The organism is Leptospira noumeaensis (genome assembly GCF_004770765.1).
Classification (GTDB): Bacteria; Spirochaetota; Leptospiria; order Leptospirales; family Leptospiraceae; genus Leptospira_A; species Leptospira_A noumeaensis.
On the sequence record NZ_RQFK01000023.1, the window covers coordinates 64,114 to 80,806 of the forward strand.

Here is a 16,693-nt window from a genome sequence, read left to right on the forward strand (position 1 = left end):
TTTAGTTTTCTTTTTGATTCAGTGTTCGCAATTTTCTCGTGAGGGCCAAATCCGAGAAGAATGTGAAAACACAAGAAACAACAGTTACATTTTTATGTTACCAATCCTTGAAAGACATACAACGAATGGTAACACTGAACTTAACTCTACAGTTTGGATCACAAATACTGAATTGGCATATAAAAAATGCATTTCAGAGTCTGAGAAAAACCGTTACAATTTAAGGTCTAATTGAAAGTTCATCCATCTCTTCTTGAATGAGCCTAGATCCTGCCCTGAAAGTCAAATAACTCCATACCCAACTGAGAAGTGTACTTACTTTATTTTTGAATCCAACTTGATACACAAGATGTATAAAAAGCCAACCAAGCCATCCTAAAATTCCTTTTAGTCGAAATTTACCAAACTCTGCAACCGCGTCAGTTCTACCTATGGTTGCCATATTCCCTTTATCAAAATAGTGAAATGGAGATAGTGTTTTTTTCTTTTCGATGGAATCGATGATTTTGGCAACATATCTACCTTGTTGCATAGCCACAGGAGAAACTCCTGGTAGTGGTCTACTGAGACCTTTGCTATAGTTTGCTGCATCTCCAATCACAAATACTTCTGGATATTCAATTGTCCTACAAAATTCATCTACTATGATTCGATTCGCCTTGTCCTTGTTAATTGGTATATTTTTTGCTAATTCTGATCCCTCCACTCCGGCAGCCCATATTACTGTTTTTGATTCTATGGTTCTGTCTTTTAATACGACACCAGAGTCTGTAATATCTAAAACTGGGGAATTTGTGAGAACTTCCACTCCCCTACTCTCTAATTTTTCTTTAGTAAAGGTACTTGATTTTTCGCTGAACGCAGTGAGTAGTCTTGGACCAGCTTCGATCAGAGTCACCTTTGTCATTCCAGAGTCTATATTTCTAAAATCTTTTCTGATAATATTATGGGAAAGTTCTGCGATGGAACCTGCGAGTTCTACCCCAGTTGGTCCTCCGCCGATAATCACATAGTGCATAAAACTTTTGGCTTTTTCGTAGTTACCAATGAGTTCCGCTTGTTCGAAAGAAAGAAGGATTCTCCTTCTGATAGCAAGTGCGTCCTTTAGATTTTTTAAACCTAAGGTTTTTTCTTTCCAAGAGTGATTTCCAAAAAAACTAGTGCGTGCACCTGTTGCGAGGATTAAGTAATCATAGGTTTCTGTATTATTTTGAAACTTTACTTGTCGATTTTTGAAATCTATTTCAGTGACATCACCGAGTAAAATTTTTACGTTTTTGTATTTGGTTGTGATAGACCTAGAGGGAATCGCAATGTCTGCAGGTGATAACACAGCGGTAGCAACTTGGTATAATAGAGGTTGGAAAAGATGGTGATTTTTTTTATCAACTACAGTAATTTCAAAGGATTTATGGTTAGCCAGAGTTTTGATTACTTGTAACCCACCAAAACCGGCTCCAACAATTAATACTTTTTTCTTTATTTGGGTCATGTAACTTATACTCCTAAAAAATTTAGAAAACCACGGGAACAGTCCTCTACAAGATCCTGAACTTTATCAAATGCCGGTTCGGTTTTGTAATACGGATCTGGGACAATTGGTTCTCCTTTATCGCTCCGAAATTGGCCAAAGAGAAATATTTTTTCCTGAATTTTTGTGTCTCTTGTTAGACTCATTACATCTTTGAAATTGTTCTCATCCATAACTAATAAATAATCAAAATAATTTAGATCGTTTGTAGTAAGTTTTCTTGATTTGTGGGTTAAATGGATTCCTCTTTTTTCTGCTGCTTTTCTAGTTCTTGGATCAGGTAAATCACCATCATGATATCCTGAAGTCCCGCAAGAGTCGATTTCAAATGAATGGGTTAATTTTTTTTGATGGACTAAATTTTTTAATGCACCTTCGGCAGCGGGTGAACGGCAAATGTTTCCCAGGCAGATAAATAGAACTTTTGTTTTTTCTTTCATTTAATTAAGGTAATAGATGTATTTTTTCCCGACTTCTTTTAACCACTTCTCTGCAAATTTGTAGTTGGGATTTTGTGACTCAACAATTTTCCAGAACCTATTTGAATGATTGTGTTCAATGGTATGTGCAATTTCATGTAGGACAATATATTCAATGATTGTTTCCGGACAATGAACTAAACTTAAGTTCAAGGATATTTGATTTTTTGAATTACAACTTCCCCAGAGTGAACGCATTGGTTTGATTGATAACTTCGTAACTTTTGTATTTAAGGCAGTGGACGTAGATTCAATAATAGGTTTTATTTTTTCTAAAAGAATTTCTTTTAAGATGAGTTTTCCTTTTCGGACGTTAGCTTGTTCGCTTTTTGTTTTGGGGATTTTTAAGGTATTACCTTCTAGGCCAAATTTTTGATTTGAACTGATAAGGAAAGTTTTCGTTTCTCCAAAGATATGAGTTTTTTCTCCTTCTTGGAATTTTAGTTTTTGTGGGATATCTTTTGGGAGACTTTTTAGTTTTGAAAGAACCCAACCTTTTTTTTCGGCTATAAATTCTTCCAGTTGTTTTTGGGGAATTCGGGCAGGATGTTTTAAGACTACTTTTCCGTTTTGGTAAACTACAAGAGAAATGTTTCTTCCTTTTGTAGTTTTTCTTTCTATTTCAAAATCTACCATTATGTATTAGATAGTTTTATTACTCTATATTAGGTACTACTTTTTCAGAATTTTCTGACTCACCAGGTGACCAATCTAGTTTATTCAGAGCACCGATTTCAATGGAATAATCTTTAATGTTGATATGCGATTTGAATCCACTTACTAAATTGGAAGTTAAGTCGTCCCTTGTTAATCCACCATGGGAGGTAAAGCTACCTTCGGAAAAAAATCTTCTGTGATTGACCCGAATATAACTAAGCCAACTTGGCCCCATTTTGTACCCAACTTCCGCTTTTGATGCCCAACCAAATCCGTAGTTTTCGGAAAAAAAGTTAATGGATCTTTGTACATGGAAATCTCTGGTTTTGATTCTCCCGAATGATGGCATAAAACTAAAGTCCGCATAAAAATCTCCTGACGAATAACGGTATCCACCACCTGTAAAAAATTCCCATAAATCGTTTGAAAATGTAAGTCCCATTCCAATAGGTCCATAAAACACTGGAGTAGATTCTATATACTGATTTACGTCGTAGAAAATGTATTTAAAATAAGAATATCTGGCTCCCATAGAAAGAAAAAATCCGGAGCCATCAATCCAGTAATTAGGATTCCCTGTTTGGAAATAATATCTGCCGTATATTTCGGCTCGATTTTCAAAGACAGTCGATTTTCCTTTCCCATCGGCAAAGTTACGACTGCCGGAATATATTGTCGCAGAGTCACGATAGCTCCATTCCCGTGTTGCGATGTTTGTTGTGTTCTCGGTAGATACTGACCCTAGGAAAAAATCTTCATCACGAGCCTCTCCCGATTTTTGGTACCAACCTGTTGTTTTTAGTGCTCCACTGATTTCGAGTCTATCTTTTGTAAAGATTCCTTGGATTCCAAATAACGAAAAGGTTCTGGGAAAAGAGATTCGGGATCCGCCGCGAATCCCTGATAAGTTTGGGTATTTATTTCCGGTTTCAAAAATATATTCACCGCCAGACCTTTCGACAGTTGGGCCCCAGATTACTTCTGCGGAAATTGTGTTAAGACTTAGAATTAAAAATAAAAAAGGAAATTTGGATATTTTGGGCACCAGCGAAGGTTCTTCCTTACCTAAAAGTTGTAAATTCCTAATTTAAAAAGAAAGAAAGGTGAAGTGATGTTTCCTAAGTATTTTTCTTCTGACTTTGTCTTATTTGGGGGTGAAATGATTTCACCCCTAGGAGACATAATTAAATTGACAGTCTGGGTGGATTTACGCATCATTTGGGGAAGTTATGGGCAAAACAGAAACTACACTAACTGAAGAAGAAGCAGCTAAATTCGTTGGTTTGAAAACAGGTGAGTTTTCTACCAAGGCAACTAACCTGAAAATTCCTGGTTGGAAAACAGGTGAATTCAAACAGTCAGTTTTGGTTAAATATTTTGAGCCTAGCAAAGATGATGGTTTGGATAGTCACGTGATTGCGATATCAAACCAAAAGGGAGGGGAGGGGAAAACAACTATCAGTCTTTACCTCGCAGAAGCACTCTCGGAAAATCATAAAGTATTATTGATTGATTGGGATCCACAAGCTAATGCAACCCAACTTTTTTTAAAAGACGATGTACCCTCTGTTATGGATTACTTAGGGTATCGCGGGAAAAAATCTAAGGATATTACACCTGCGGTTAGAACTATTGCTGAGAATTTTGATTTACTGCCGTCCACTTTGGAGCTTGCTAATCTTACAACACCTTACGAAAGAGATGATTTTGAACTATTAAATGAAGCAATCCTTCCGCTTCGTTCTAGGTATGAATATATTATCATTGATTGCCCGCCATCTCTTGGATTAATTTTAGAGAATGCTCTTATTTGCGCAGACTATATTTTAGTTCCTATACAAACAAGGGCATTTAGTTTGCAAGGAATCAGAGACTTGTACGAAACCTTCCAAAAAATTCAAAAAAAAGCAAACCAACGATTGAAACTTCTTGGAGCTGTGTTGAATCAATACGAAGGACAAAAGGCACTTGCCGGTTTGGCTGAAGGTGTAAAAAAATATTTCCCTGTTTTCGAAACTGTCATTCAGCGACGTGAAGCCATTCCACAAGCACAGGCAAAGATGTCTTTTCTTGCAAAAATAGATTTAACAACAATGAAGAATTTTAGAGATCTTGCTACAGAGGTTAAAAACAAAATCGATGTCCAAAAAAACTGAATTCCAGGCTTTAGATTTAATCTCCGCATACTCTGAAAAGAAAAAGAACCCTTCACATTTGGAGTTGAGTCAGATTTTCCCAAACCCGACGCAACCACGGTTGATTGGACGTGAAGATACAACGGACTTGTTACCTTCGATGGAAAGGTTGGGGTTAATTGAACCTATCCTTGTTAGAAAAGACAAAGGAAAATATCTAATTGTTGCCGGGGAACGTCGTTACAGAGCAGCCATTAAATTAGGTTGGAAAGAAATTCCCGCTATCATTACGGATGCAAATGAAGACGTTTGTTATGAGATGTCTCTTGCGGAAAATGAAAAAAGGAAAAACTTGAATCCGTGGGAAGTGGGGAAGGCGATTCAATTCCTTAGAAAGGAAAAAAGAAAAACAGCCGAAGAAGTGTCCGAATTGTTGGGTTACAGCGGTCGATATGTAAAACAACTTAGTAGTATTGCTAGACTGGATCAAAAATCAGTTATGGAACTAATGATTAGCGGGAAACCACTTTCAGTTAAGAACCTTGAGGAATTATTAAAACGAAAAGAGAATAGGGGGGGTGAAACCATTTCACCCCGAGTTGGGTCTGGAACAAGTCGTATTAGCATTAATTTTGGTAAACTGAGTGGAAAAGTCAGGGATAACTTTTTAAAAGAATTGGGTTTGCTCAAAAAGAAGTACGGGATCAACGAATAGAGGAAAAATGAAATCAAATTTAAAACTTAAAACGATGGAAGATATCGAAAGAGAGTTGTCCATCATTATTGCTTGTGAAAAAAAACAAAAAGGTGATGTTAGTTTAACGCAAGTTTACGATTTTTTGGCAGAATCGATAGAGTTATCGATCCAAAGAATTGGATCAACCAATAAACGTAATACAATCAATAAATTATTGGGTAAGTATAAATTCGCAAAACTTATATCCAAAGGGAATTATACAAAAGCAAATCAAATTCCTGGGTTCCCACCAAAAGACTTGGGTGATTCCGAATCCGCTCTACTTCGATTAAAAACATCACTAACCGCATTTAAGTTACATTCGGGGCCCTTTGCGGAACATTCCGTATTTGGAGAATTAGATAAAAAACAATGGGAAAGAATTCATGGAATTCTCTCGATGTTTTTGTTTGGATATATTCAATTGTATGGTGATGAAAAGTTAAGGTTTGCTAAAGAAAGAGAACAAAAAAAAGAAAAAACTTTTACAGATAAAAAACACAATCATCATCCACAGAAGAAAAAAGATGATCGAGATACAAAACCAAGCGGTCATAATAACAGAAAATGGAAAAATAAAAAGAAAACCCATCACAAGGGCAATAAAAATCAAGGTGGAGGGGCTAAATGAAAGTGTGTTTAGTAGCAGGTAGCCACAGAAAAAATTCTCAATCATTAAAAGTCGCAAAATTTTTAGCAAAAATATTAGAAACAAAAGGAATCGAAGTTTTAGTTTTCGATTTGGGTGGAAATCCGCTTCCACTTTGGGAGCCCACAATGTGGGAAAAGGATTCTGAAATCAAAAAGTTTTGGTTAGAATATAGCAAGGGATTTGCCAGCGCGGATGCTTATATCTTTCTTTCTCCTGAGTATGCAGGAATGGCAAGTCCCGCATTAAAAAACTTTTTTCTTTATTTATCTGGCGGAGATATTTCTCACAAACCAGGTGTGATTGTTACTGTTTCGAGTGGAATGGGTGGAAGTTATCCAAATGCAGAACTTCGTATGTCTAGTTACAAAAATACTAGGATTGTTTACCTTCCTGATCATGTAATTGTTCGTCATGTGGAATCTGTATTAAATTCAGAAACCCCCGAAGGTAAAGATGACGAATACATTCGTACAAGACTTAGTTATGTTCTGAACGTATTAATTGAATACGCAAAGGCTTTCACTGCTGTTCGGGAAAGTGGTGTGATTGATATAAAGACTTACCCTTTTGGACTATAACTGCGATCGCAGTAGGTATTCCAACATTCAAAATCAAAGTCACTATGTAACCTAGAATTGGGCCGCCGAAGGAATAGGGGTCAAAACTATGCATCATATGAATCACAAATGGATGTAAAAGGAAAATAAAAAGACTATTGGTTCCAATAAAACAGATCCAATTGGATACTTTTTGGCTTAATTTTGGCAGAATCTCCCAAATGAAGAGAAAGAAAAAAATGGGGTATACTAAGTGGTGATTTTTAAAATCAACCCCATAGATTCCACTGAAACAGATTAATAGAAATAAAATAATTAAACTAAAAGTTCCCAAAAGAACAAAGATATTCGCTGCAGGTTTGTTCTTTTCTTCTTTTGAAAGGCCAATTCGGATTCCCAATAGAAAGAAAAAAATGTAATTCAAAATAGAAATCGAATGATAGTCCTTAGCAATTAAATTGTCAAAAAAACCTAAATTCGAACTAAGGTTGATTAAAAATGAGATCAAAAGTAATGAATTTGAATACTTAGAGTTCATTAAGATTCTTTCAAAAATATAGTAGAAGATATAAAACTGAATTAGTAGTGGGACAAAATAAAAGGGAGCAAATACCTTTCCTAATAGGTAAAATTGTAAAAATTCCAAAACTGTATAATGATTGTATTTGATGAAATATCCGACAACCGACGCGATCGTATACGGAATCAAAAGGTTCTTAAATTTTGAAGTCCAATATCCTTCTTTTTTTCGTAAGAAAATTGCAGAAGTAATGATAAATAGGGGAACCGAAAAACGTGACAAATTGGAAAGAAACAATGTAGTCCGGATCACTGAGGTGTCTGCCGGATGGAAAAATTGAAAGTAAGAATGAATGTGGATGATGACAATCCCAATCATGGCAAATCCACGAAGAATATCGAATCGATTTTCTCTTCCAACGGGAGTGGCTATAGGGTGTGGAAGTGAGTAGGGGATTCGAAAGGCCCAAAGATACAAAGCCCCGAAGCCTGCTAGTATGATCCCTAGTAATTCCCATTCCATAATTGTCTTCTCCATTAAGGCATTTTCTTTTCAGATTTCCTGGGGGAAAGGAAAATGAATTCAGATTTTAGGCAAAATAGCCAAAAATAGATACAGGAGCCACGAACCAATGAGCAAACTCAACATTCCGCCGAATCAGAGGATCTTCAAAGAAGGGGAACTGAATAATGCGATGTACATCATCCTTCAAGGAAACGTTGAGATTTTTTTTACAGTCAATAATAGCCAAACTCGATTGGCACTGATGAAACCCGGTGATTTTTTTGGTGAGATGGCTTTGTTTAGTTCCAATCCAAGAAGCGCCACTGCAAGAACCATAACAAACTGCGAAGTAGCAGTCATTGAAAGTAAACAACAGTTAGAAAACTTTCTTGTTAAAAATCCAAAGTTTGCAGCAAAGATGGTTTCTATTATGGCCGACAGGCTTGCGCGTACAAATGAGTTACTCATTAGTAGTATGGAAAAATCCGTGGCTAAGAAAATTGAATTTAGTAATGACGTTGGTAAAGAACATCAAATAGGAATTAGTGATGTCCAGGATGTGGAGTGATTATCCGTAAATAGTAGGTAAGTTTTTTTTGATTAATGTAATTTCTAAAATGGGAGCATAACTTAAAAGATTTTTTATATTTACAACTTGTCCTTCCGCCATCAAAAACTCTTTTAAGATTTCTAAAGTTTCTTCTGGTGGAAGTGAAGAAATACTCGGATATTCTGGGTGCCCAACTAAATTGAATTCATCAGCGAGTTTTGGATCTTCGAGTTGATTATCTTCTAAGCTAAGTAAATCTTTCCAGTTCATATTTAAAATAAGAGATTTTGGTATTCTTCTCTATGTTCCTCAAATTGTAATTTAAACCTATCTTGCATATCGCGAAATTCCTTTTCAGATTTAATTTCGAAATATTCCAATACTTCGGGTTCCACAGTAAAATAGTTCCCTTTGCCTCGACCAATATTGGCTAAAATATCTGCTAAATAAATAATTTGGCAAAGGATATTGTTTCTGGTTCTGCATTGCCAAGGTTTGTGATGGTAACGAATGACATCTAGAATTTCTTCAGGGAACTTCCATTTTTCTGACATCAAATAACCAATTTCGGAATGTGTTGTCCCTAGTGTATATTCTTCAACCCATTCTGAAATTTCATTACTGTCATCACTTCTTAGAACTCGAATTTGATTGACTTGGCTTAAATCAAGCGATAATAGAACCATCCTGCCTAAATCGTGAAGTAATCCACAAATGATGGCTGGTTCCAATAACTTTAAATGTTTTTTGCTATCTTCAATGAGAAACCTCGCATACATCGAGGTTTTGAAAGAATGTGTCCAAACTAGAACTTGTTTCGCATAGCGAGTGTTAAGTATTCTTTTTGCTCCCAATGTCAAAAAGATAGATTCTAGATTTTTAAGTCCGATTCTTTTTACACCTTCTAATACGGAGATAATTGGTGTATGGGCTCCAAATAATGGTGAGTTTGCTATTTTCAGTATTTCGGCTGTAATTGCTGGATCTTTTTCTACTTGGCCAGAAATTTCGTGCCAATCGACATCCTTTTTTTTAGCAATCACTATGAGTTTTTGAATCTGTGGTGGTAGGGGAGGGAGATTATTCACTTCCCTGACCAGAAGATTTTTTATATTGATTTGGTTTTCTTTTGGGATGAGTTGTTTCGGAATTCGAATGATGACTTCAGTATAATCATCTGTTGTCATTAGTTGAAAGAATTGGTTTGAGATTCCTGAATTTCTGAGTAAGATGTGAATGAGTACAATTCCAAGACCAGAACTTTCTTCGTTGTCAATGGACTCACGGTAAGCATCGTTTATGTTTTTGTATTTCGCGGATGCTTGTACTCGTTTTAGAATTCTGTTTTTTTCTTCAGGGAGGATCTTAGCGTTATTACGAACCTTGAATTCAATATAGTCTTCTTTGAAAATTGTGCTTAAAGTTATTTTATAGGGGGAATCCTCTAGGGCCAAAAAAACACGTTTGCGGTTGTGTCCGAATTCGTCTTTGTAAAGAGGGATCCCTCGACCATAGTCTTTTTGATCCCAAAGATTCAAACCTTGTTCCTGAAAAAAAACACGTTTCCCGTTAGCCTTACATCCGTTTACTAGTAGTTCACTTAGGATTGTAAATAGAATTTCATGTAAGAATTCTAGAGAGATACTCCTGACGATCCTACCAATCCAGACATCGAGTTCCGGGCAGTCGATTTCCGAAAAGTGGACATATTCTTTGGAAATTAGTTTTCCCGAAAGAAAGTCCTCCTGGAAGGTGATGAGCGGGGGAATCGACATGATAAACCTGTTTTGAACCTTGTTTCTCTTTTTGAAAACCGAAAATTTTATTTTGAAATTTCTGTCAGGATTCCGATAATAAAGACTATGGAACTCTTAAAAAAATCCCTTCCTATTGCCCTTGTGTTATTTGTAGCAGTTGCCTCTATTTCTGCACAGGACACCAAACCACAAGTTACTTCTACCGATGTGAATCAAGAGAATCACGATGCAAAAGAGGGACAGGATAAAGAGTTATTCGAATACTACTATAAAACCCGCCCAGAAAATTTACCACCTAATAAAGCGAAACTAGAATATAACTTGATTAAGACGCTCAAAAAAGAGATCATGAGTCGCGACTATTCTAAAGAATCGGTAGAAGCTATCAAAAAAATCGATGCTACAAATGTTCAATACGAAAGAGTGTATAGAGAAAGTAAATGGCTTCGTGGTTTTATGACTCAAAACACCCATCTAAACTATTTAGAATATATGTACATTGTGAAACATGATAAATATATGTGTTTTGTGAGTTTTGATGTTAATCCTGAACTTTATTTACAACAGTCTCGCCAGTCTCAACTGGTTTTTGCTGCGAAGGATAAGTTCGAGATAGTAATCCCAAAACCCTAATTGGTAAGGAAACACCGGCGAGTACGAGTAAATAGATAAATCCATATAAAAAATATCTTTCTAAGTTTTCCAAAAGGGGGAGTGGTTCCTCATTCCCTCTAATTTGCGAAATGGCTGTTTGTTTTCCGAAAATTCTAATTTCTTTTTTATAAACTTCAATTGTATCACCTAACCTAAGTCTTTTGTAGATAGAATAGGGTATCCGTTCTGTAATTTCAAAAAGAGAACCATTACTCAGGCCAAAACTGTAGTGGCATTGGTAAGCAATAGGGAATTGGTTTTTGACTCGTGAGAGTTCTTGGACGATCGCAAAACTTCTGTTTTTCTCTGTTGTTAGAGTTTGCGTTTCTGATTTTAAGTAACTATTTTCAAAATGAACAAGCGAATAGAATAGGGAAATAACAATAAAGGAAATAAAAACCGAATTGGAGATCCAAACCGAGATTTTTGGAGACATCTAGGACTTAGATGGCTCCTCAAATGACTTCAACGCTTCTTCACGGTCACTATAAAATTGAAAAGCACTGGAAAGTCCTAACAAATGAAATACTTGTAAGATAGAACTAGTCACTCCGACCAGTGCCATCTCTTTATTTCTTTTTTGTAAGTTCATTTTCACATCTAAAATCATTCGGATTCCTAAACTAGATATGTATCGGAGTTCTGAAAAATCCAAAATGAGATGTTTTCTATCGGTTCCGACCATTTCATCTAAGATCGTTTGTGTGATTCGATCCAGTGGACCCGATTCCATACGACCTTTGATTTGGACGATGACGGTTCCATTGATGCGTTTTTGTTCTATTTCGTATGGTAAGTCTTGCATGGATTCCCCTCTCTTTAGCGGAACAATTACAAATAATTTCTCGGGCGATAACCGAATTGTCGCCTTGGCATAAGGTGGAAAAGGATAATGTCTTTCCGTAAGGGAATCGACAGCCAAACCACCATTCATTTCAGAAATAACTTCCACTTGATCTAAAGCCCGGAAATCTGCCAAGGAAAACTCTGTTTCTGGGGACTTCACTCGGATTTCTCGAGAATAAACATGGAAAAACGGCTCATGTTTTGAAAAAGGTGGGAATTTTTTAGGAAAACAGGAAGTAATCCATCCGGTGGAACCCGCTCCCGTATAAACTAACAGGCCTGAACATTTTTGTTCTTCTTTCTTTCCTTGGTAAGAAATCCAAAAGCGAGATGTAAGGTCTGGGCTACTATTTCGTACAGAAAGTTCGCAAATGGCTGGTACAGTTTTCAGTTTGGTGCCGTTGGGATATTGAATTTCTGTATCAAGTAGTGACCAGGATTCCAATTTTGTTTGCCTGAAATTGTTACCCACTGCCTTTTTTAATTCTTCCGCGGTAAAACCGAGTAATGCTCCCACGGAGGAATCAGGATCGGAATTACAACCGATTAAATGAGTATTCCCAGCCAAATGGGCCACATAAGTGAAATGGTTATCACCGCCATGAGCGACGATCAAATCGTATTTGGTGCCAACTTCGGGATCAAAATTTTCTCGAAATACAAACTCGGCATTAGGAAATACTTGGGATTTCAGAAAGTCACGTGACTGTAATTGCCTTTCGTGTGATTCAAAAGTCCTTTCGAAGACTTCTGGATTTTGACGTGCGACTTCTTTGTAGGCTTGAATGGAGCCATAAGTTTCCAAATCCAATTCGTATTTGGTACGTTTGAATACCACTACGACCTTTTTATACTTGGTTGAAGTCATGAGTTTTGGAAGAAATTCCCATTTTCCTTAGGGAAATAAAGGTTTTTTTGAAAAAACTTCGTTTTTCTTAATAAATTTCGAGAAAAATTGTATCCAAAATCAATTTAGTCTTGTACCAAATCATGTAGTTTTATAAATAATGTGTAACCGTTAAATGGTTTAGAGGAAAATCAAAGTATGGCAACAACTCCTACCCCAATGAAGAAGTCCGAAATGCTCAGCGAACTTGCTGAAATAACTGGTATGACCAAAAAGAACGTAGCAGCGTTCCTAGACTCCTTTGTTGATCTCGCTTATAAAGAAACCAAGAAAAACGGAGCATTCATCATTCCAGGTTTAGGAAAACTTGTTAAACGCAATCGTCCAAAACGCAAAGGAAGAAACCCTGCAACTGGTGAAGCCATCGTAATTCCTGCTAAAACTGTTGTTAAATTCACTTTATCTAAAACTTGCAAAGATGCAGTTGTGCCTCCAAAAAAATAATTTAGTTTGTGAACCCAGGAGGGTGTCCCCCTGGGCATTTTATGGATAAAAAACCTTATCCTTTTTTGCCATTTGAAGATTCTCTCGTAGGAGAAAAAATTCTTCTTGTTTGGCAAGAAAGCAATCATTCAGAAAAAAATCTAAAAGACAATTTACTAAAAGCTCTGGATCTTACAGAAGACCAGATCATTTTTACACCCAATGCCATCAAACAAAAGTTAATGGTATCTTATCCGACGGAAATTCGTTCCTACATAGAAAAAGGTGAACCTAGGAACATCACCAACCTCTTGTTACAGATTGCAAGAGGAAAGTCAGAGTTAAATCCAATTCCGGCACTTGATATCACATTTGAACTGATGGAATGGATCCTTACAGGATTTGATTTGGATGATGTATTAGTAGAAACCTTATCCGCATTATTTGGAACCAATCTAACAAATGATTTTGTCGACCAAGTGAGAGCTGAATACATTAAGGAATTTCGCGGTTAAAGATTTTTGATTGGGTGAAGGTATTTTTGTTGTCAAATATTGAACTTGGTTCAAATTTTGGAACAAATAAGAACTTTTGGATATCAATATGCAAACTCGGAATATTTATAAATGGGGATCTCCCGATGTAGAAGAAAAACTACCGGAACATACATTAAAATTTTTGGAAGGGCAATTTCCCGTAGATAAAGAGTTTAAGGCTTCATTCCCAAAAGGAGAACTTCCTCTTTCCCCGTTAAAAAAATCTAAAATTACTACAACCACTCTGACTAAGTTAAAACAAATTGTTGGAAAAGACTATGTTTCATTAGATGATGTTTCTCGTGCCAGACATTCGATTGGGAAATTTTATACAGAAATTTATAAAGCAAGATTCGGTGAAGTCACAGATGTTGTGGATGTTGTTGTATCACCTAAAAATGAACAAGAAGTAATCGAAATTATCGCTTTAGCGAATGCAGGTAAAATCCCTGTAATTCCCTATGGTGCAGGATCTACAGTTACAAAAGCCTTACAAGCTCCGAAAGGAGGAATCTCTTTAGATTTATCTAGATTAAATCGTATCATCGAATTCAATGCCATTGATTCTACCGTAACTGTGGAAGCAGGGGTGTATGGCCCAGTTTTAGAAAAACATTTGAACGAACGTGGTTATACTTGTGGTCACTTCCCTCAATCTTTTGAATTTTCTACTGTAGGCGGTTGGATTGCTGCCAAAGGTGCGGGCCAGGCCTCCACTGGTTATGGGAAAATTGAAGATATTCTTCTTAGTTTAACAGCAATTACACCTTCGGGGAAGTTTGAATCGAAAGCCTATCCAGCTGCATCTATTGGTCCTGACTTATTCCGTTTGTTTTTAGGAACAGAAGGAAGTTTTGGAGTCATTACAAAAGCTACTTTAAAAATTCGTAAATTCCATCCTGAAAATTCGGCCAAAGGATCTTTTATATTTAAAAACTTTGAAAAAGCTGTGGAGACAATGCGAGATGTGATGCAAGCCGGGTTTGGGAAACCACATTTCTTTCGTATTCAAGATCCGGAAGAAACAGACATTTCCTTCCATATGAGTGGGCTTCATGGTGGTAAAGAAGATTATTTTCTTAGATTCATTGGTTACAAACCAATGGAAAGATCACTGATGCATATCATCATAGATGGTGATCCGGCTTATGCTAAAGAAGTTTTAAGAAAGATTAAAAAAATTGCAAAACGGAATGGTGGGTTTTCGACAGGAGAGTCACCAGTCAACAAGTGGTTACACCAAAGGTATTCCAGCGCTTACCTAAGAGATTATCTTATGGATGAAGGAATCAGGATTGATACCCTTGAGACAGCCGTTAGTTGGTCAAATTTACATGGATTGTGGGAAAAAACTAGAGCGTACATTAAAAGTCACGAAAATACATCATGTATGGTTCATATATCCCATGCTTATGAGAATGGTGCCAATTTGTACTTTATATTCTTAAGTCCAATCAATGGGAAAAATGAAATTACCGACTTTGTAAAATTTCACAAAGGGATTATCGACAGTATTCACAAACATGGCGGATCACTATCACACCACCATGGGATTGGGCGTATGTTATCTCCATGGATGGAAAGTGAAGTGGGGAAAGAAGGCCTTCGTGTTTTATCCTCAATCAAAAAAACTTTTGATCCGAAAGGAATTATGAATCCAGGTGGACTCTTAGGACTTAAATAATGGGCGTTTCTGAAAGGAAAAAACGTGAGTTTGCACAAAGAGAATCTGATATTCTTAATTGTGCAATTGAACTATTTAGAACCAAACATCCATCACTTGTTAAGATGGATGATATTGCAAAACAATTGGAGATAGGGCGGGGTACGATCTATCTCCATTTCAAAAGTAAAGATGATTTAATGGCAAGGATTCAGTATGAAGATTATGTACGTCTTCGCACTCGATTGGAAAAAGCCTTTGATGAACCATCGGCGATCGAAATGTCTAGAAAGGCAATCAGAGCTTATATCGATCATTGTTTGGGTGATCGTCACATGTATGTGGTTGCCAGACAGTGCGGAACGAACTTAAATATTAATAATGTTTCTGAAGATTTGCGTGAACAATTGACGGAAGAACGAACCAATCGCCTAACACTATTAGAAAAAATCTATAAACAAGCAAAACAAGAAAACTTAATCAATTCTAGAGGAACTTACCCAAATGTAGCTGTCGCTTGGGGTATGATTCGTGGTGCCGTTGAAGTTATTTTGGAGGGACATTTCCAAAATGAAATCAAAAGTGAAAAGGCCTATTTAGAAACAATTGAACATGTATTATTTTATGGGCTGTTTTCCGGTAACAAAGGAGAGACTTGATGAGAAAGATAAAAGTAATTTTAAATCCTGTATCTGGCGGAGGACTCTCTGCAAAAGTTTGGAAACGAGTGGAACCCGAGTTACAGAAAAAAGGAATCCCTTATGAATTTGAAGCCACAACGAAAGAGAAAGCAGCTCGGGACATTGCAAGAGAATCCGTAAAACAAGGGTTCCATTGGATAGTTGGGATTGGTGGTGATGGAACATTTTCTAATATCATCAATGGACTTTTTGAAAATGGAAAGTTAATCAATAAAAATATTATCTTTAGTCCCATCCCTGCGGGTCGAGGAAATGATTTTATTAAAACTGTAAAAGTTCCTAAAAATCCAATCAAAGCACTGGAACAAATTTTGGAAGGTAAAGAAAGGGTCATCGATTTAATCGCCGTTACTTACACCAAGTCGGACAAAACAAAGGGTAATTATCTATGTTTGAATTTGGCGGATGTTGGAATGGGTGGTGAAGTGGTTTACAAAGTGAATAGGTCAAAACTTGCATCCATCATCGGTGGAAAGGGAGTGTTTTTATTATATTCTTTTCTCTGTTTATTTACTTACACGAACAAAAAGATATCTCTTACACTTTCTAAATTTGAAAAAATTACTAACAAGTGTAGGCTCATTGTTTGTGCCAATGGAGAATATGCTGGTGGTGGGATGTGGTTTGCACCCAAAGCAAAGTTAGACGATGGTAAAATGGATTTTCTTGCAATTCAAGACGTAACTGTTATGGAAACCCTTCGTAAGTTTGGTTATTTGTATCGGGGGAAATTGTCAGATGATTCAAAAGTAATCTCTAAACAAATCACTGAGTTAACCGCTGAATCAGAAGAAGATGTTTTTATTGATGTAGATGGTGAAAACATGGGCCAACTACCAGCTCACTTCAAAGTTTTACCGAAAGCCCTACCAATCAAATGTTAAT

20 protein-coding genes are annotated in these 16,693 nt (G+C 36.5%); 11 read left to right on the forward strand and 9 right to left on the reverse strand.

Going from position 1 to position 16,693, the window contains the following annotated elements:
* Positions 1-220: 220 nt before the first annotated feature.
* The 4 genes from EHQ24_RS07040 to EHQ24_RS07055 are packed head-to-tail and all read right to left on the reverse strand — an operon-like array spanning position 221 to position 3,715.
* The gene (locus EHQ24_RS07040) at positions 221-1,492 is read right to left on the reverse strand and encodes an NAD(P)/FAD-dependent oxidoreductase (RefSeq protein ID WP_135600971.1); all 1,272 of its coding nucleotides are present in this window, start codon (positions 1,490-1,492) and stop codon (positions 221-223) included.
* A 5-nt stretch (positions 1,493-1,497) separates the two neighbouring features.
* Positions 1,498-1,971: a low molecular weight protein-tyrosine-phosphatase gene (locus EHQ24_RS07045; RefSeq protein ID WP_135600972.1), complete on the reverse strand. Its 474-nt coding sequence runs from the start codon at positions 1,969-1,971 to the stop codon at positions 1,498-1,500.
* Positions 1,972-2,646, reverse strand: a complete 675-nt coding sequence (locus tag EHQ24_RS07050; protein WP_135600973.1) for a M48 family metallopeptidase — start codon at positions 2,644-2,646, stop codon at positions 1,972-1,974.
* 19 nt (positions 2,647-2,665) lie between these two features.
* Complete coding sequence (locus EHQ24_RS07055) at positions 2,666-3,715, reverse strand: putative porin (RefSeq protein WP_135600974.1); 1,050 nt, start codon at positions 3,713-3,715, stop codon at positions 2,666-2,668.
* Positions 3,716-3,896: 181 nt separating this feature from the next.
* Between EHQ24_RS07055 and EHQ24_RS07060 the strand changes: the two genes are divergently transcribed.
* From EHQ24_RS07060 to EHQ24_RS07075, 4 genes are read left to right on the forward strand one after another with little or no spacing between them, the layout of a single operon-like run.
* On the forward strand, positions 3,897-4,823 hold the full coding sequence (locus tag EHQ24_RS07060; protein ID WP_135600975.1) for a ParA family protein: 927 nt from the start codon (positions 3,897-3,899) through the stop codon (positions 4,821-4,823).
* Complete coding sequence (locus EHQ24_RS07065; protein WP_135600976.1) at positions 4,807-5,517, forward strand: ParB/RepB/Spo0J family partition protein; 711 nt, start codon at positions 4,807-4,809, stop codon at positions 5,515-5,517. The genes EHQ24_RS07060 and EHQ24_RS07065 overlap by 17 nt, the downstream gene beginning before the upstream one ends.
* Positions 5,518-5,524: 7 nt before the next feature.
* Positions 5,525-6,169 (forward strand): DUF1569 domain-containing protein, encoded by a 645-nt coding sequence (locus tag EHQ24_RS07070; protein ID WP_135600977.1) that lies wholly within the window; start codon positions 5,525-5,527, stop codon positions 6,167-6,169.
* On the forward strand, positions 6,166-6,768 hold the full coding sequence (locus tag EHQ24_RS07075) for an NADPH-dependent FMN reductase (protein WP_135600978.1): 603 nt from the start codon (positions 6,166-6,168) through the stop codon (positions 6,766-6,768). The genes EHQ24_RS07070 and EHQ24_RS07075 overlap by 4 nt, the downstream gene beginning before the upstream one ends.
* Here EHQ24_RS07075 and EHQ24_RS07080 read toward each other — a convergent pair.
* The gene (locus tag EHQ24_RS07080; RefSeq protein WP_244310327.1) at positions 6,710-7,804 is read right to left on the reverse strand and encodes an acyltransferase; all 1,095 of its coding nucleotides are present in this window, start codon (positions 7,802-7,804) and stop codon (positions 6,710-6,712) included. The genes EHQ24_RS07075 and EHQ24_RS07080 overlap by 59 nt on opposite strands.
* 94 nt (positions 7,805-7,898) lie before the next feature.
* Between EHQ24_RS07080 and EHQ24_RS07085 the strand changes: the two genes are divergently transcribed.
* Entirely contained in the window at positions 7,899-8,339 is a 441-nt protein-coding gene (locus EHQ24_RS07085) for a Crp/Fnr family transcriptional regulator (RefSeq protein WP_004787909.1), read from the forward strand.
* Here EHQ24_RS07085 and EHQ24_RS07090 read toward each other — a convergent pair whose 3' ends face one another.
* Together EHQ24_RS07090 and EHQ24_RS07095 are read right to left on the reverse strand one after the other, a co-directional pair.
* Complete coding sequence (locus EHQ24_RS07090; protein WP_135600979.1) at positions 8,340-8,591, reverse strand: hypothetical protein; 252 nt, start codon at positions 8,589-8,591, stop codon at positions 8,340-8,342.
* 2 nt (positions 8,592-8,593) lie between these two features.
* Positions 8,594-10,096, reverse strand: coding sequence for an HDOD domain-containing protein (locus EHQ24_RS07095; protein WP_135600980.1), 1,503 nt, complete (start codon positions 10,094-10,096; stop codon positions 8,594-8,596).
* 87 nt (positions 10,097-10,183) lie between these two features.
* Between EHQ24_RS07095 and EHQ24_RS07100 the strand changes: the two genes are divergently transcribed.
* Positions 10,184-10,711: a hypothetical protein gene (locus EHQ24_RS07100; RefSeq protein WP_135600981.1), complete on the forward strand. Its 528-nt coding sequence runs from the start codon at positions 10,184-10,186 to the stop codon at positions 10,709-10,711.
* Here the strand turns inward: EHQ24_RS07100 and EHQ24_RS07105 are convergent.
* Positions 10,620-11,168, reverse strand: coding sequence for a hypothetical protein (locus EHQ24_RS07105; protein ID WP_135600982.1), 549 nt, complete (start codon positions 11,166-11,168; stop codon positions 10,620-10,622). The genes EHQ24_RS07100 and EHQ24_RS07105 overlap by 92 nt on opposite strands.
* Positions 11,169-12,446, reverse strand: a complete 1,278-nt coding sequence (locus EHQ24_RS07110; protein ID WP_135600983.1) for an STAS domain-containing protein — start codon at positions 12,444-12,446, stop codon at positions 11,169-11,171.
* A gap of 177 nt (positions 12,447-12,623) precedes the next feature.
* Between EHQ24_RS07110 and EHQ24_RS07115 the strand changes: the two genes are divergently transcribed.
* The 5 genes from EHQ24_RS07115 to EHQ24_RS07135 all read left to right on the forward strand — a co-directional run bounded on the left by EHQ24_RS07115 (position 12,624) and on the right by EHQ24_RS07135 (position 16,692).
* Positions 12,624-12,929 carry an HU family DNA-binding protein gene (locus EHQ24_RS07115; RefSeq protein WP_002975595.1) on the forward strand — a complete coding sequence of 102 codons (306 nt, stop codon included), beginning with the start codon at positions 12,624-12,626 and terminating at the stop codon, positions 12,927-12,929.
* A gap of 41 nt (positions 12,930-12,970) precedes the next feature.
* The gene (locus EHQ24_RS07120) at positions 12,971-13,423 is read left to right on the forward strand and encodes a VanZ family protein (RefSeq protein ID WP_135600984.1); all 453 of its coding nucleotides are present in this window, start codon (positions 12,971-12,973) and stop codon (positions 13,421-13,423) included.
* Between the two features lie 88 nt (positions 13,424-13,511).
* Positions 13,512-15,128: an FAD-binding oxidoreductase gene (locus tag EHQ24_RS07125; RefSeq protein WP_135600985.1), complete on the forward strand. Its 1,617-nt coding sequence runs from the start codon at positions 13,512-13,514 to the stop codon at positions 15,126-15,128.
* Positions 15,128-15,766: a TetR/AcrR family transcriptional regulator gene (locus EHQ24_RS07130; RefSeq protein ID WP_135600986.1), complete on the forward strand. Its 639-nt coding sequence runs from the start codon at positions 15,128-15,130 to the stop codon at positions 15,764-15,766. Before EHQ24_RS07125 ends, EHQ24_RS07130 begins: the two co-directional genes overlap by 1 nt.
* Positions 15,766-16,692 carry a diacylglycerol/lipid kinase family protein gene (locus EHQ24_RS07135; protein ID WP_135600987.1) on the forward strand — a complete coding sequence of 309 codons (927 nt, stop codon included), beginning with the start codon at positions 15,766-15,768 and terminating at the stop codon, positions 16,690-16,692. The genes EHQ24_RS07130 and EHQ24_RS07135 overlap by 1 nt, the downstream gene beginning before the upstream one ends.
* Position 16,693 lies beyond the last annotated feature (1 nt).

Excerpts from the sequence above, each read along its gene's own strand:
- EHQ24_RS07075 (WP_135600978.1), top strand. The coding sequence starts at position 6,166 with ATGAAAGTGTGTTTAGTAGCAGGTAGCCACAGAAAAAATTCTCAATCA.
- EHQ24_RS07130 (WP_135600986.1), top strand. The coding sequence starts at position 15,128 with ATGGGCGTTTCTGAAAGGAAAAAACGTGAGTTTGCACAAAGAGAATCT.
- EHQ24_RS07070 (WP_135600977.1), top strand. The coding sequence starts at position 5,525 with ATGAAATCAAATTTAAAACTTAAAACGATGGAAGATATCGAAAGAGAG.
- EHQ24_RS07110 (WP_135600983.1), bottom strand. The coding sequence starts at position 12,446 with ATGACTTCAACCAAGTATAAAAAGGTCGTAGTGGTATTCAAACGTACC.
- EHQ24_RS07100 (WP_135600981.1), top strand. The coding sequence starts at position 10,184 with ATGGAACTCTTAAAAAAATCCCTTCCTATTGCCCTTGTGTTATTTGTA.
- EHQ24_RS07045 (WP_135600972.1), bottom strand. The coding sequence starts at position 1,971 with ATGAAAGAAAAAACAAAAGTTCTATTTATCTGCCTGGGAAACATTTGC.
- EHQ24_RS07085 (WP_004787909.1), top strand. The coding sequence starts at position 7,899 with ATGAGCAAACTCAACATTCCGCCGAATCAGAGGATCTTCAAAGAAGGG.
- EHQ24_RS07095 (WP_135600980.1), bottom strand. The coding sequence starts at position 10,096 with ATGTCGATTCCCCCGCTCATCACCTTCCAGGAGGACTTTCTTTCGGGA.
- EHQ24_RS07135 (WP_135600987.1), top strand. The coding sequence starts at position 15,766 with ATGAGAAAGATAAAAGTAATTTTAAATCCTGTATCTGGCGGAGGACTC.
- EHQ24_RS07050 (WP_135600973.1), bottom strand. The coding sequence starts at position 2,646 with ATGGTAGATTTTGAAATAGAAAGAAAAACTACAAAAGGAAGAAACATT.
- EHQ24_RS07080 (WP_244310327.1), bottom strand. The coding sequence starts at position 7,804 with ATGGAGAAGACAATTATGGAATGGGAATTACTAGGGATCATACTAGCA.
- EHQ24_RS07090 (WP_135600979.1), bottom strand. The coding sequence starts at position 8,591 with ATGAACTGGAAAGATTTACTTAGCTTAGAAGATAATCAACTCGAAGAT.
- EHQ24_RS07105 (WP_135600982.1), bottom strand. The coding sequence starts at position 11,168 with ATGTCTCCAAAAATCTCGGTTTGGATCTCCAATTCGGTTTTTATTTCC.
- EHQ24_RS07065 (WP_135600976.1), top strand. The coding sequence starts at position 4,807 with ATGTCCAAAAAAACTGAATTCCAGGCTTTAGATTTAATCTCCGCATAC.
- EHQ24_RS07125 (WP_135600985.1), top strand. The coding sequence starts at position 13,512 with ATGCAAACTCGGAATATTTATAAATGGGGATCTCCCGATGTAGAAGAA.
- EHQ24_RS07120 (WP_135600984.1), top strand. The coding sequence starts at position 12,971 with ATGGATAAAAAACCTTATCCTTTTTTGCCATTTGAAGATTCTCTCGTA.
- EHQ24_RS07060 (WP_135600975.1), top strand. The coding sequence starts at position 3,897 with ATGGGCAAAACAGAAACTACACTAACTGAAGAAGAAGCAGCTAAATTC.
- EHQ24_RS07115 (WP_002975595.1), top strand. The coding sequence starts at position 12,624 with ATGGCAACAACTCCTACCCCAATGAAGAAGTCCGAAATGCTCAGCGAA.
- EHQ24_RS07040 (WP_135600971.1), bottom strand. The coding sequence starts at position 1,492 with ATGACCCAAATAAAGAAAAAAGTATTAATTGTTGGAGCCGGTTTTGGT.